The sequence below is a fragment of the Micromonospora parva genome, assembly GCF_040649675.1.
GTDB lineage: Bacteria > Actinomycetota > Actinomycetes > Mycobacteriales > Micromonosporaceae > Micromonospora > Micromonospora parva.
Genome location: NZ_JBEZFX010000006.1, coordinates 182,677 through 196,536, shown reverse-complemented (window position 1 = coordinate 196,536; position 13,860 = coordinate 182,677). Strand labels below are relative to the sequence as shown.

The window sequence follows — 13,860 nt, the reverse complement described above, 5'->3', positions numbered from 1 at the left end:
GGGGCGGCAAGGGTGTCAGCGCAGGTAGCACCGACTCCCGGGAGACGGTGCGCACATATAATCCGTCGCAGGTCGCGTTCCCCGCGCGAGAGGAAGTTGATCTCGCGCGGATATCCACGAACTCTGGTGTCCGAGGGGGGACTTGAACCCCCACGCCCTATACGGGCACTAGCACCTCAAGCTAGCGCGTCTGCCATTCCGCCACCCGGACCTACACGTTCAGCCTACCTCGCCGACCAGATGATCTTTCCATCCGGTGGTCGGCACGGCGGGCCGCACGGGGAGTTACTGTACACGCCGCTCGTGGATCATGCACATCGCCTTCCGGCACCTCTCCCCCGGCCCTTCCGCCGCTGCTCAAGCCGCCTCAAACGGCGCGGCGACACACGGTCGAGGCGTGTCCGGGTAGCGTCCGGCAGCCCTCTGACGGCAGCATTGCCACGTGCCCCATCCCTCCCCCTTGGCAGCCGCCCAGCACCGAGCCCTCGCCCTGCGCGCCGCGGGCGACCTCAGCGCCGCCCGGCACCTGCTCGCGGAGGCCGTCGAATCCGCTCCTCCGCCGTACGGTGACGATCATCCGGAGGTGCTGCACACCGCGCACCTGCTGGCGCGGCTGCACCGGGAGGGGGACGACCCGCCGGCCGCCCGCCGGGTGTTGGAGGAGGCGTTCGCGGCGGGCGAGCGGCGCTGGGAGCACTCGGATCCGCTGATGCTCGCGCTCGCTTTCGAGCTGGCGGAGGTGGCGGAGGAGTTGGGTAACCGGCACGAGGCCCGCCGTAACTACACGCGCGTGGCCACCGCCGGGCCCGCCGCGCTCGGTGAGAACCATCCGGCGGTACGCGCGGCCCGCGACTATCTCGGCCCGCCCGCGTCGACGTCGGGCGAGCAGCACCCCGCGCGAACGTCCGGCCCGGTTCCGGTCGCCCCGGCGAACGAGCCGGGTGCCCGGTCGGCGCTCACCGGCCCGACCCTGTCGCTGGCGACCCTCGCCGCGATGCGGCCCTCGGCGGGCGGTCCGCCGCCGGCCGTCTCACCCTGGGCGCCGCCGCAACCGCCGGCTGCACCCCCACCAACCCCTCCTCCGGCGGTACGCGCACCCGCCGCACCGTCGTCGCCCCGCAACGCCGTCCCAGCGCCTCGGGCGATGCCCGTTCAGCCGGCAGCCTCCTCGACCCGGCCGACGCAGCCCGGCCCGCCGACGGCCGCACCCAGACCTGTGGCGACGCCAATTCCACCCGCTGACGAGCAACAGTCAGCGACCGCGATGTCGCTTGGCTCACGCTCCAGCGGGCAGTCACCCACGAATGCGCCACCACCGGTTCAACGCGCCGACGAGTATCCGTCCGCACCGTCCCGGTCAACGGTCGACCCGACGCCCCGGCCCAGGGCTGAGGGCCCGTCGACAACGCCGGCCGGGCAGCGACCACCACACGGACCGCCAGCCGGGCCAACCGTGGCACCACGTCAGCGGGTGGGTGACCAGGCGACTCCGCCGGTAGCCGACGCGCCACCACCGCCGCCCGCCGCACCGGCGGTGCCGGCACCTCGCTGGGACAACCCCACGATCCAGGTACGGCAGATCGAACCGCTGCTCGCCGAGGAGGCCGCCCGAGTCGCCGCCGGGCCAACCGCACCGGGCGATTCGCACAAGGTGTCCGACACCGAGGCGACGCTGCCGGGTAGGGCCGCCCCGGCCGTCGACCATCCGGGGCCGGCCTACCCGCCGAGCGGACCACCTACCCAGCCTGTCAGCGCACCGCCGGTGACCCCGCATCCGATCTCCGCGCCACCCAGCCAGCCGCACCCGGTCTCCGGGCCGCCGGCCCACCCATACCCGGTCTCCGCACCCCCCGGCTACGACCAGCCCGTCTCCGCACCACCCGGACACACCTACCCGGTCTCCGCACCCCCCGGCTACGGCCAACCCGTCTCCGCACCACCCGGACACACCTACCCGGTCTCCGGGCCGCCGGCCCACCCATACCCGGCCTCCGCACCACCCGGCTACGGCCAACCCGTCTCCGCACCACCCGGACACACCTACCCGGTCTCCGCACCACCCCGTTACGGGCAACCCGGGTTCGGGCAGCCTGTCTCCGGGCCGCCTTACGGGCCACCCGTCTCCGCGCCTCCGGTGAGCGCGCCACCCGTGCCGCCCTGGGGGTTGACCGCACCTCCCTGGAGCAGCAGCGCCCCACCGCAGCCTCTGCCGACTCCCGCTGCCGACCCCACCGCCCAGCCCGCGACGCGCAATCAGCCCGCGACCGCCGCACAGGCCACGACCGCCGCACGGGGCATGACCGTCGGACAGGCCATGACCGTCGGACAACCCGCGACCGCCGGACCGGGCACGACCGCCGGACCGGGCACGGCGGCCGGACAGACCATGATGGACGCGGGTGGCACCGGTGCGGACGGTGACCCCGGGCTGGGCATCCTCGACGCGCCGGCGGTGTCGAGCCGGCAGACCGGGGGTGCGCTGTCCGACCAGACCGTGGTGTTCCCGTCGCCTGACGGGTCGGCCGTTCCGGGATGGCCCGCCGCCGGCCCGCCCGCCCCGGTGGCCGCGCAGACGAAGCCCACCGCCGGGCCGACGAACGTCACCGGAGCCTCCCCAGCAGACCCGAGCATCGCTCAGGCAAGCCCTGTCGCACAGCCGGCCTGGTCACCGAGCGCCGGCCCGAGGCCGCCGGCCGCGCCGCCACCGGTGCAGCAGTACCACCATCAGCCGGCCCAGGCGCCGTACCCGATCCAGGACCAGTACCAGGCGCCGCACCCGGGTCAGCAGTACCACCCGCCGGCGTACGCCGATGATGGTGGGTCGACGGGCCGCAACCGGGCGGCGCTGATCGGTGCGGTGGTGGCGGCCGGGGTGGCCGTCGTGGCGGTGGCGGGTCTGGGCGCGGTGGTGCTGACCCGTGACGACCCGCCGCCGGCCGCGACCCCGACGACGGCGGCGACGCAGGCGCCGACGGCGGCCGGGCCGGCACCGGGTGACCTGAAGCTACGGGACGATTCGACCACGATCACGTTGACCTGGACGGACCCGACCGGTGGTGCGGTGCCGTTCATGGTCGCCGCCGGTCGGGCCGGGCAGGCGTTGGGGGTGATCGCCACCGTGGACCCGGGCCGGACCAGCTACACGGTCAACGGGCTGAACTCCCGGGTGGATCACTGTTTCACCGTGTTGGCTGTCTACTCCACTGACAGCTTTGCGACTTCCGGGCAGGTCTGCACGGCGCGGGAGCGGCGACCCACGCCGACCGGGTCGCCCTCCGGCCGGCCGTCGCCGCGCTGAGTCGAGCAGCGAACCGCGCTGAGCCGAGCGGGAAACCGCGCTGAGCCGAGCGTGAACCGGGCCCGAGTCGCGCCGGGAACCCGGCTGAGCTGGACGTCCACAACGCACACGCTCGGTATCCACAGGGGTGACAGTGCGGGTTCCCCCGCCACCACCAGCGCCATATGATGGCACCCGGCTCAGGGGAGGGGTCGCCGCGAGGCGCACGCCACCTGCCACGACTCACGGGAGGCAGCCGGCTGTGGCCAGCATCGACGACGCCGTACGGACCGAGGCCCCCCGCCCCCGGTCCCGGCTGCGCGGCGGGCTGGTGACCGTCGGCACGGTGGCCGCGCTGCTGGCTGCCATGGGGTTGACAGTCCTCGGGTTGGGCGCGGCGGACAACGCGGTGGCCAACTACGACGCGAGCTCCTGGTTGTGGAGTGCGGCGCGCAGCGAGCTGGCCCGGGTCAACGGGGTCACCGCCCGGGTGGACACCCGCACCGAGATCCCCGGTGCCCGGCAACATCCGATGCAGATCACCCAGACCGACCGGCTGCTGATCCTGCGTGACCTGCAGACGGGGCAGGTCAGCTCACTGGATCTGGCCACCCTCCAGCTCAGCGCGACCACCCGGACCACTCCTGGCCTGGGGGTGAGTGTGGCCCTGCACGAGGACGCGGCGTTCGTCGTCGATGCCGTGCAGGGCATCGTCCGGCAGCTCGACCCGCGATCGTTGACCCCGGTCGGTGAGCCGGTGCGCTATCCGCCGGGCATCGCCGGTGGCACCTTCGACGGTGCGGGTCGGCTCTGGATCGCGGTGCCCAGCGAGGGCACCGTCTCGGCGATCACCGCTGCCAAGCTGCCGTCCGCGCCGGCGTCGGCCGCGCCGGCGGGCACCGGGCTCAGCCCGCAGCGGGTCGAGTCGTACGACGTCGCCGACGCCAGCCACGAGCTGGTGGTCTCCACCCTGGACGACGGGGTGGCGGTGCTCGACCGGACGGCCGGCAAGCTGGTGCGGGTGCAGCACGGTGAGGTGCACCCGATGCCGCTGACGCTGTCCGGCCCGGCGGCGCTTCCCGCGCGTACCAGCGGTTCACGGGTGCCGGTCACGGTGACCGCCGACCGGCGGGTGCTGCTGGTGGGTGACGGTGGGCAGGAGAGCGCGTTCACAGTGCCGGGTGAGGGGGGTCGGCTCAGCCCGGCGGTGGCCTGGGCGGACCGGTTCTACTGCGCCGACGAGGCCACCGGCATGATCTACTCCTTCGACGCGGCGGGTCAGCTGGTCGAGACCATCCGGGGGCGGGCCAACGGGCCACTGGAGCTGGAGGTCCGGGAGAATCACCTGTTCATCAACTCCCCCGACTCGGCGACCGCCCGGGTGGTGGACGACAAGCACCAGGTGCGCGAGGTCAACAAGTACGCCAACGATGTGCTCGGCGGCGACCCGCCGCCGGTCCCACCGCCGCCGCCCCCACCGAAGAAGCCGCGGGTGGGCAAGCCGAGTGCGCCGCGCAGCGTCACGGCCGCCGCCGGTAACGCCCAGGCGCGGGTGAGTTGGCGGCCGGCCGCCGCCAACGGCGCCGAGATCATCAAGTACGTGGTGGAGGGCGCCGGCCAACGCCTGCAGGTGGGCGCCAACCAGCGGGCGGTGGAGGTCAAGGGTCTGACCAACGGCGAGACGTACCGGTTCGCGGTGCACGCCGTCAACGCGAAGGGCGACGGCCCGGCGCGCACCAGCAACCCGGTGACGCCGACCGCCGCGGTCCCCGACCCGCCGGCGAGCGTCACCGCGCAGGAACGGCCCGATGGCACGGTGCTGGTGAAGTGGCCGGCGGCGAACGGGCAGGGCAACACCATCGCGAGGTACGCGGTGACGGCCAGTTCGGCGGGGGCGAACGCGCCGGCTGGCGAGTCGACCAGGACGGAGCTGGTGGTGCCCGCCGGTGAGCTGGAGTACGGCACCCAGTACGCGTTCACAGTGGTGGCGGTCAACAGCAAGGGCGCCGGGTCGGCGGCGGCCCCGGTCAGCAACACGGTGGTGCCCTTCGCCGCGCCCGGTCGGCCGCTCAACCTGCGCGCCGGCACTGTCGCCAACCAGCCGGGTGCGGTGACGGTGCAGTGGGCGCCGGCCGAAGCCAACGGTCGGCCGGTGACGAAGTACCTGGTGGACGTCGGTGGGCGGGTCAGTGAGGTGACCGACACCCGCACCACGGTGACCGGGCTGGGCAACGGCCAGAACGTCACAGTGAAGGTGAAGGCGGTCAACCAGGCCGGGCCGGGGCCGGAGGCCACCGCCACCGCCCGGACGGTGGCCGAGCCACGGGTCACGGTGACCGGCTCGTCGTCGACCGCCACCGGGGCGACTGTGACGTTCACAGTGGACGCGGGCGGTGGTCAGGCCACCTGCTCGCTGAGCACGGCGGGCGAGCCGGCGAAGGCCGGGGCCTGCTCCAGCATCACGATGGCGGGCCTGACGCCGGGCACGAAGTACACGTTCACGGTGACGGCCACCAACGCCGCCGGTAAGGGCACGGCGCAGAAGGCCCAGAACACGCAGCCGCTGTACGGAATCGCTACCTGCAACAACGGGCCGGACGGTGACCAGCGGACCTACTGCGACAAGGAGGTCGACGGCCGCAACGGCAACGAGGTCTTCAAGGTCACCCGGCAGGACAACGACCAGCAGGCCGGCTGGGCGAAACCCGGCACCCGGTTGAAGGCGTACTGCAAGAAGTCGGGCGAGAACGTCGACTCGTGGATCTACAACAACCAGAAGCAGAGCAACTGGTGGGTGCAGGTCGAGTTCAAGGGGAAGAACTACATCCCGTGGGCCTGGCTCAACCTGGAGGGCGGCGACACCATCAACGTCCTGCCCACCTGCTGAACCACCAGGCGAGGAGCACCACCGACCGTGAACACCCACGAGCCGCTCACCCAACCGGAGGTGCAGGGTTTCGCCGCCCTGGCCGCCCGGCTGGCCGAGAACGTCAACGCGGTGGTGCTCGGCAAGCCGCAGGTGGTGCGGCTGGCGCTGACCGCTTTGTTCGCCCAGGGTCACGTGCTGCTGGAGGACGTGCCCGGGGTCGGTAAGACGACCCTGGCACGGGCCATCGCCGCCACCGTGAAGGGTGAGTGGCGGCGCATCCAGTTCACCCCCGACCTGCTCCCCTCCGACGTGTCCGGTGTGACGATCTTCAACCAGGCGACCCGGGACTTCGAGTTCCATCCGGGGCCGGTCTTCGCCAACATCGTCATCGCCGACGAGATCAACCGGGCGTCGCCGAAGACGCAGTCGGCGCTGCTGGAGGTGATGGAGGAACGCACCGTCACAGTGGACGGGGTCCGGCACCCGGTGCCGTCGCCGTTCCTGGTGGTGGCCACGCAGAACCCGGTGGAGATGGACGGCACCTATCGGCTGCCCGAGGCGCAACTGGACCGTTTCCTGGTGAAGCTCTCCGTGGGGTACCCGGACGAGGCGGTCGAGGTCGAGGTGCTGCGCGGGGCTACCGTGCGGTCCCCGGAGGCGCTCGCCCCGGTCACCGACACCGCCACCGTCGGCGAGATGGTGCGGATGGCCCGTCGGGTGCACATCGCCGAGCCGCTCTACGCGTACGCGGTCCGGCTGGCCGCCGCCACCCGCACCCACCCGCAGGTGCGCGTCGGGGTCAGCCCTCGGGGCGTGATCGCGTTGACCCGGGCGGCGTGCGCGTACGCGTTGATCGACGGGCGGGGCTGGATCATGCCGGAGGACCTCAAGGCGCTCGCCGAGGCGGTGTTCGCGCACCGGCTGTTGCTCACCCCGGACGCCCAGGTGCGCGGGATGACCGCCGCGGAGGTGCTGCGCCAGGCCGTGGCCTCGGTGCCGGTGCCGCTGCCGTCGGGGCAACCCGCTCCGGTGCAGGGCTGACCGGCAGCAGCGCGATGGGGATCACCGCCCGTGGGGTCGGGCTGCTCGTCGCCGCCGTGGTGCTGCTGGGGGCGGGTTTCCGGTTCGCGTACCCCGAGTTGACGTTGCTCGGCGCGGCGGCCGGAGCGGCCGTGGGCTACGCCGCGCTGGTCGCGGCGTGGCGGCCCCGGCTGGCGGTGACCCGCCGTGCGGACCCGGACCGGGTGGCCCGTGGCGAGCCGGCGAGCATGACGTTGACAGTGCGTAACACCGGCCGCCTGCGATCGGCGAACCTGCTGGCCGAGGACCGGTGCGGTGAGCGGACCGTGCCGGTGCCGGTGTTGCGGCTACGGCCCGGCCGGGACACCGAGGTCCGCTACGACGTGCCGACCGACCGTCGTGGGGTGGTGCCGGTCGGCCCGTTGCGGGTGACCCGGCGCGACCCGCTGGGGTTGGTGGCGCTGGCCCGCCCGTACGGTGCGACGGTGCCGGTCTGGGTGCACCCCCGGGTTCATCCGCTGGCGGCGGTGCCCACCGGCGCGGGGCGCAGCCTCGACGGTCGGGTGGACGGGGTCCCGCACGGGTCGATCACGTTCGACTCGTTGCGGGAGTACGTGGTCGGTGACGAGCTGCGCCGGGTGCACTGGCGCACCAGCGCCCGGGTGGGTGAGCTGATGGTGCGGGAGAACGTGGACACGAGTCTGCCGCGCCTGGTCGTCCTGCTGGACAACCGCGTGGCCGCGCATCCGGGGCGGGTCGGTGGGGTGGCGGAGTCGTTCGAGTCGGCCTGTGAGGCGGCGGCGTCGATCGTGACCGCCGCGCACCGCGCCGACCTGCCGGTGCTGTTGCTGCTGGTCGCGGCGGAGCCGGCGCAGGTCACTGCGCCCGACGGCGAGGGCGACGGCGCGCTCGGGCCGCTGGACCGGCTGGCCGCCGCCGAGCTGTCCGGCGATGGTGCGGCGGTGCGCGCGGCCACCACCCGGCTGCGGCAGGACCGGCTGGGCGACACGCTGATCTTCCTGACCGGGCCGGGTGGCCGGGAGGAGTTGGGGCACGTCGGGGCGCTGCGGGGGGCGTACCCGTCGGTGGTGGTCGGGGTGTTCGGCGCGGCCGAGCCGACGCCGCCGGGCACCGCCGGCCTGGTGGTCGTCGATGCGGCGGACGGCGCGCAGTTCGCCGCCGAGTGGGACGGGGTACGGCGGTGGTGACGGGTGCCGCGCGGGTGCTGCGGGCGGCGGTTCTGCCGCTGGCGCTGATCGGGCTGACCGCGCTCGCCGGGGTGGTGCTCGGCCGGGTGTACGCCGGTGGCCTGCTGACCTGGCTGGTCGTCGGCGCGGCGGCGGGGTCGGTGCTGGTCAGTGTGGCCGCGCGACGGCTGCCGTCCTGGCTGGTGGCGCCGGTGTCGGTGGCCGCGATGGCCGGTTGGACACTGTGGTCGCTGCGACTGGCCGCCACGCGCGCCGACGTGCCGGGCGGCCTGCTGGAGGTCACCGCGGACGCCGCCCGCAACGGCATTCCCCGGCTGCTCACCGCGATGATCCCGGTGGAGCCCACACCGGACACGGTGCTGGTTCCCGTCGTGGCCGCCTGGCTGGCCGGGCTGGCCGGCGCGGAGGTGGCGCTGCGCACGGGCCGGGTGCTGCTGGGTTATCTGCCGGCGGCGGGACTCTACGCCGCCGCCCTGTACGTGGTGGGCCCGAACGCCGAACCGGCGGTGGGGTCGACGGTGGCGTTCGTCGCGGTCGCGGCGGTGGGCCTGGCGACCCCGAGCCGGGCGGCGGCGTCGGGCGGCGATCCGACCGCCGACCTGACCCCCCGGGTACGGGCGGCGGTGCGGTTGCGGCTGGCCGCCAGCGCGGCGCTCGGGGTGGCTCTGGTGGTCGGGTCGGTGGCGCTGCTCGGCCCGGTCGTCGCCGGGCAGGTCGACGGTCGGCCGGTGGACCCGCGCCGGTACGTGGAGCCGCCGCAGGTACAGACGCTCGACGAGAACCCGTTGATCCGGATCTCCGGCTGGGCGCTGCACCCGGAGCAGAAGCTCCTCGACGTGAGCACGGAACGCCCTGACGCGCCGCCCGACACCGACCCAGCGGCGGACACCTCGCCCGGTGTGCGGATCCGGTTGGCGGTGCTCAGTGACTACGACGGGGTGACCTGGCGCGTCGGCGCGACGTACCGCAACGCCGGCCGGATCCTGCCGGCCGCGACCGCCGCCCGCGACAGCACGGTGCGCACGGTCCGGCAGCGGATCAGCGTGGCCGAGCTGACCGGCCGGTTGCTGCCGGCCGTGGCGACGCCCCGGGAGGTCAGCGGGGCGCGGGTGGCGTACGACCCGGCGAGCGGGACGCTGATCCGGCCGGAGGGGCTGGCGCCGGGGCTGCGGTACACGGTGACCTCCGCCGAGGAGCGCCCGGACCTGAACCTGTTGGCTACCGCGAACGTGCCCGCCGGTGGTGAGGTGGCCCGGGTGCTGCGGGTCGCGGACGGGGTGCCGGACCCGATGCGCCGGCTGGCCGGGCAGCTGGCTGAGGAGAACGGCGCACCGTTCGCGCGGGCGTCGGCGATCGAGCAGTTCCTGGCCGAGCACTACCGGGTGGTGGCGGACGCGCCGAGCGGGCACGCGTACCCGAATCTGGGTTTCTTCCTGTTCGGGCCGCGCAACGGCGGCGGGCAGGAGGGCACCTCGGAGCAGTTCGCGGCGGCGTTCGCGGTCCTCGGCCGGCTCTGCGGGCTGCCTACCCGGGTGGTGGTGGGTTTCCGGACCAGCGGGCAGGGGCCGGTGCTGGCCGGTGACGCGTACGCCTGGCCGGAGGTGCTCTTCGACGGGTTGGGCTGGGTGTCGTTCGACCCGCTGCCCCGCCCGAACGACGAGCCGAGGCCGGTGGAGGAGGATTTCCGCCCGACGCCGGAGGACCCGCCGCCGTCGGAGGCGCCCGCGCCGACAGCGGAGCCGAGCGCCTCGCCGGAGCCGGTGGCCGCCGCCGATGTCCCGCCCGGCCGGGACGGGGTCTCCACGCCGGTGCTGGTCGCCGCCGGCAGCGGTGGTGTGCTGCTGGTGGTGGGGGCGTTCCTGCTCACCCTGTTGGCGATGCGCCGCTCCCTCACCCGCGGTCGGCTCGTGCGGGGCGACCCCGGTCAGCGCATCGCCGGCGCCTGGCGGGAGGTCACCGACGCGCTCCGGCTGGCCGGCAGGCCGGTCGGCGAGGACCTGGCCGCGACCGAGGTCGCCGGGCACGCCCGTCGGGCACTCACCGACACCGGGGCGGGCGGGTTCGGCGGCGGCACCGACGGGCCGGCCGTCGACGAGCTGGCGGCCCTGCTCAACCGGGTGGGTTTCGCACCGGGTGCCGCAACAGCGGACCAGGCCGCCCGGGCCGCCGAGGTCGCCACCGCGTACGTGACCACCCTGCGCTCGGCGCGCCCCTGGTGGCGCCGTCTGCTGTGGTCGGTGCATCCCGCCCCGCTCCGCCGCGCCCGCCGCTCCCCACGGTGATCGAAAACGTAGCGGGTCATGGCCGCTGCAACCGGCGGACGAGTTTGCGCATGCCGGCCTGCCAACCGTCCGGGTCCTCGGCGCGCCGGCGCGCGTAGTCGGCGACCTCGGGGTGCGGAAGGATCAGGAAACGTTCCTCGGCCAGCCCGGCGATCGCCGCCTCGGCGACCTGGTCCGGGGTGAGCACCGCGCCGGACGCGGCGACCACCCGGGCGCCGAGGTGGCCGTCGGCGAGCCCGTCGGCGAGCATCGGGGTGTCCACCCCCTGGGGGCAGAGGGCGCTGACCCGGATGCCCCGGTCCCGGTAGGTGATGGCCAACCACTCCGCGAAGCCCACCGAGGCGTGTTTCGTCGCGGTGTACGCGGCGTCGCCCACCGCGGTCAGCACACCCGCGGCGGAGCAGGTGTGCAGCAGGTGCCCGCCGCCCCGGGCGAGCATGCCGGGCAGCACCGCGCGGGCCGAGTAGACGTGTGCCAGCACGTTGACCCGCCAGGCCTGGTCCCAACCGGTGTCGTCGACCTCCACTCCCCCGCCGGTGGTCACTCCCGCGTTGGCGCAGAACAGGTCGATCCGGCCGTACCGCTGCTCGGTGTCGGCGACCAGCGCGCGGACCTGCTCCTCGTCGGTGACGTCGACGGCGTGGGCGTGCGCGACCGGGCCGATGCCCTCGGCGACCGCGCGGGCCGCGTCGGCGTCCAGGTCGGCGACCACCACGGCCGCGGCTCCCTCGGCGGCGAACCGGCGGGACAGCGCCGCGCCGATGCCGCCGGCCCCGCCGGTGACCACGACGATCCGGTCGGTGAGGTTCACGCGGACGCCTCCACGAGGTTGGTGCCCAGTCGGGCGATGAGGCCCAGGAGCGCGGTCGCGCCACCGGCGGTGACCTCGGGGGTCGGCAGCAGCGCGATGATCGGCACGTCCACCCCGTTGTCGGCGTAGCGGCGCACCTCGGCGCGGCACCGCTCCGGTGAGCCGTGCAGCACCAGCGCGTCGACCACCTCGTCGGGCACCGCCGCGTTGGCACCGCGTCGGTCACCGGCGGCCCAGGCCGCCCACATCGGTGCGAGCGCCTCGTCGCGGCCGAGCCAGCGGTGGAAGTCGGCGTACGCGCCGACGGTGAGGTAGCTGGTGATGAGCCGGCGGCCCAGTGCCCGGGCGTACGCGGTGTCCTCGGTGGGGCAGACGAAGATCCGGGCGGCGACGTCGAAGTCGGCGCGGCGCTCGCCCAGCTCGGCGAGGGCACGCGGTACGTCGTCGGCGCTGAGCCAGTTGAGGATGACCCCGTCGGCCTCCGCGGCGGCCAGCCGGAGCATTCCCGGGCGCAGCGCGGCGAGCAGGATCTGTGGCGGCACCGCCGGCGGTCGTTCCAGCGTGAACCGGCGGACGGCGAACGTGTCGTAGACCTCGTCGACGGTCTCGCCGCGCAGCGCGGCGCGCAGGAAACGCAGCACGTCGCGGGTACGCCGGAACGGTTGGTCGAACGGCACGGCGTTCCAGTCCCGGACGAGCACCGGTGAGGACGCCCCGATGCCGAGCGAGAACCGGCCCGGCGCGGCCTCGGCCAGCGCCGCCGCGCTCATCGCGAGCAGCCCGGGACCCCTGGTGTAGACCGGGGTGATCGCGGTGCCCAGCCGCAGCCCGGGCTGCCAGGCGGCGGCGAGGGCCAGCGGGGTGAACGCGTCGGCCCCGGCGACCTCGGACGACCAGACGTCGGTGAACCCGGCCCGGTCCAGGGCCGCGTAGGCCGCGTCGTGCTGCGCCAGCGCGATCCCGCCCAGCGGCACGGTCATGCCCCATCGATTCGTCACCGATCGATCGTGCCCGTTGACGACGGCCCGGGCAAGATCCCCGGGTTGGGCAGAATCGCCGGTTTCCGGCCGTGCGGCCCAGTGGGAGGTGCTACCACTTCGAGGTGGACCGGACCGACGGCGCAGGCCGCTGACCATGGGTTCCAGGGCGGCGGGACGCCTGGAGCCGGTCCCGGCCGCGGCCGCGCCCGGCCGGGCGACGTTCCTGGAACTCTTCTTCGACCTGGTGTACGTCTTCGCGCTCACCCGGATCTCGGCACGCGCGTTCGAGGATCTGACTCAGGACCCGGGCCGGGAGCACGGCTGGGGGACGATCACCGGCAGCGGCAAGACGCTGCTGTTGCTGCTGGCGCTGTGGGCGGTTTGGCAGGGCACCGCGTGGACGACCAGCCGGTACGACCCGTACCGGGTGCCGTTGCAGACCGTGGTGATCACCGCGCTGGTGTGCAGCATGGTGATGGGGGTGGCGATCCCCCGGGCGTTCAGCGAGACCGCGCTGATGTTCGCGGTGGCGTACGTGATCGCGCAGGTGACCCGGCCGGTGATCCTGTCGGTCGCGCTGGGCGCGCACCCGTACCGCCGGTTGAAGGTGCGGATGGCGGTGATCTACGCCGTCAGCGGGGTGCTGTGGATCGGCGGCGCGATGCTGAGCACCAACGCGCAGGTGGTGCTCTGGTCGGTGGCGCTGGGCTTCGAGTACCTGGCCGCCCGCTGCGGCTGGCCGGTGCCCGGCCTGGGTCGTTCGACGATCTCCAAGTGGGAGATCGCCGGGGAGCACCTGGCCGAGCGGTACCAGCAGTTCTTCCTCGTCGCGCTGGGCGAGACGATCCTGGTGGCCGGTTTCTCGTACAGCAAGGGGCCGTACGAGAAGGGGCACGCCTGGGCGTTCGCGCTGGCGTTGGCCACCTCGATCATGTTGTGGCGGATCTATGTGCAGCGGGCCGGGCGGATCCTGGGCGAGGCGGTGATGAAGGCCTGGCACCCCGCCAATATCGGCCGGTCCGCGGCCGACACCCACCTGGTGATGGTGATCGGTCTCGCGTGCACCGCGATCGGCTACGAGCTGATCATCGAGGCTCCGTTGGAGCGGATCCCGGGCTCGTGGTTGGCCATGGTGCTCGGTGGCCCGGCCCTGTTCCTGGCCGGCCGGGCCCGCCTGGAGTACGAGGTGTTCGCGCGGGTCTCCCCGTCCCGGTGGATCGCCCTCACGGTGCTGGTGGTGTCGTCGGTGCCGTTGCTGCACCTGCCCGGTGTGCTCGCGACAGCGCTCGGGGCGCTGGTGTTGGCGGCGGTCGCGGTGGCCGACGCCCGGCGGGCGCACGGCGCCCCACCGGAGGCCGCCACGCCACCGTTCTGAGCGTTGCGCGCGAATGCCGTGCCGGACCGGAGGGTTAC

8 protein-coding genes and 1 tRNA gene are annotated in these 13,860 nt (G+C 74.1%); 6 read left to right on the top strand and 3 right to left on the bottom strand.

Going from position 1 to position 13,860, the window contains the following annotated elements; translation table 11 throughout:
• Window positions 1–124: 124 nt before the first annotated feature.
• Window positions 125–211: transfer RNA gene (locus AB0C03_RS17030), tRNA-Leu, on the bottom strand.
• A 231-nt stretch (window positions 212–442) separates the two neighbouring features.
• On the opposite strand from AB0C03_RS17030, the gene AB0C03_RS17025 reads away from it, so the two are divergent.
• From AB0C03_RS17025 to AB0C03_RS17005, 5 genes are all read left to right on the top strand, one after another.
• Window positions 443–3,298 carry a tetratricopeptide repeat protein gene (locus AB0C03_RS17025; RefSeq protein ID WP_357637621.1) on the top strand — a complete coding sequence of 952 codons (2,856 nt, stop codon included), beginning with the start codon at window positions 443–445 and terminating at the stop codon, window positions 3,296–3,298.
• A 241-nt stretch (window positions 3,299–3,539) separates the two neighbouring features.
• On the top strand, window positions 3,540–6,164 hold the full coding sequence (locus tag AB0C03_RS17020; RefSeq protein WP_357637618.1) for a fibronectin type III domain-containing protein: 2,625 nt from the start codon (window positions 3,540–3,542) through the stop codon (window positions 6,162–6,164).
• A 27-nt stretch (window positions 6,165–6,191) separates the two neighbouring features.
• Entirely contained in the window at window positions 6,192–7,187 is a 996-nt protein-coding gene (locus AB0C03_RS17015; protein WP_030328647.1) for an AAA family ATPase, read from the top strand.
• Between the two features lie 14 nt (window positions 7,188–7,201).
• Window positions 7,202–8,374: a DUF58 domain-containing protein gene (locus AB0C03_RS17010; RefSeq protein ID WP_357637615.1), complete on the top strand. Its 1,173-nt coding sequence runs from the start codon at window positions 7,202–7,204 to the stop codon at window positions 8,372–8,374.
• The gene (locus AB0C03_RS17005) at window positions 8,368–10,656 is read left to right on the top strand and encodes a transglutaminaseTgpA domain-containing protein (protein WP_357637612.1); all 2,289 of its coding nucleotides are present in this window, start codon (window positions 8,368–8,370) and stop codon (window positions 10,654–10,656) included. The genes AB0C03_RS17010 and AB0C03_RS17005 overlap by 7 nt, the downstream gene beginning before the upstream one ends.
• A 16-nt stretch (window positions 10,657–10,672) precedes the next feature.
• Here AB0C03_RS17005 and AB0C03_RS17000 read toward each other — a convergent pair whose 3' ends face one another.
• A complete protein-coding gene (locus AB0C03_RS17000; RefSeq protein WP_357637610.1) occupies window positions 10,673–11,467 on the bottom strand; it encodes an SDR family oxidoreductase in 795 nt (264 codons plus the stop codon).
• Window positions 11,464–12,447: an LLM class F420-dependent oxidoreductase gene (locus AB0C03_RS16995; protein WP_030328654.1), complete on the bottom strand. Its 984-nt coding sequence runs from the start codon at window positions 12,445–12,447 to the stop codon at window positions 11,464–11,466. The genes AB0C03_RS17000 and AB0C03_RS16995 overlap by 4 nt, the downstream gene beginning before the upstream one ends.
• Window positions 12,448–12,601: 154 nt before the next feature.
• On the opposite strand from AB0C03_RS16995, the gene AB0C03_RS16990 reads away from it, so the two are divergent.
• Window positions 12,602–13,822: a low temperature requirement protein A gene (locus AB0C03_RS16990; protein ID WP_357637607.1), complete on the top strand. Its 1,221-nt coding sequence runs from the start codon at window positions 12,602–12,604 to the stop codon at window positions 13,820–13,822.
• Window positions 13,823–13,860 lie beyond the last annotated feature (38 nt).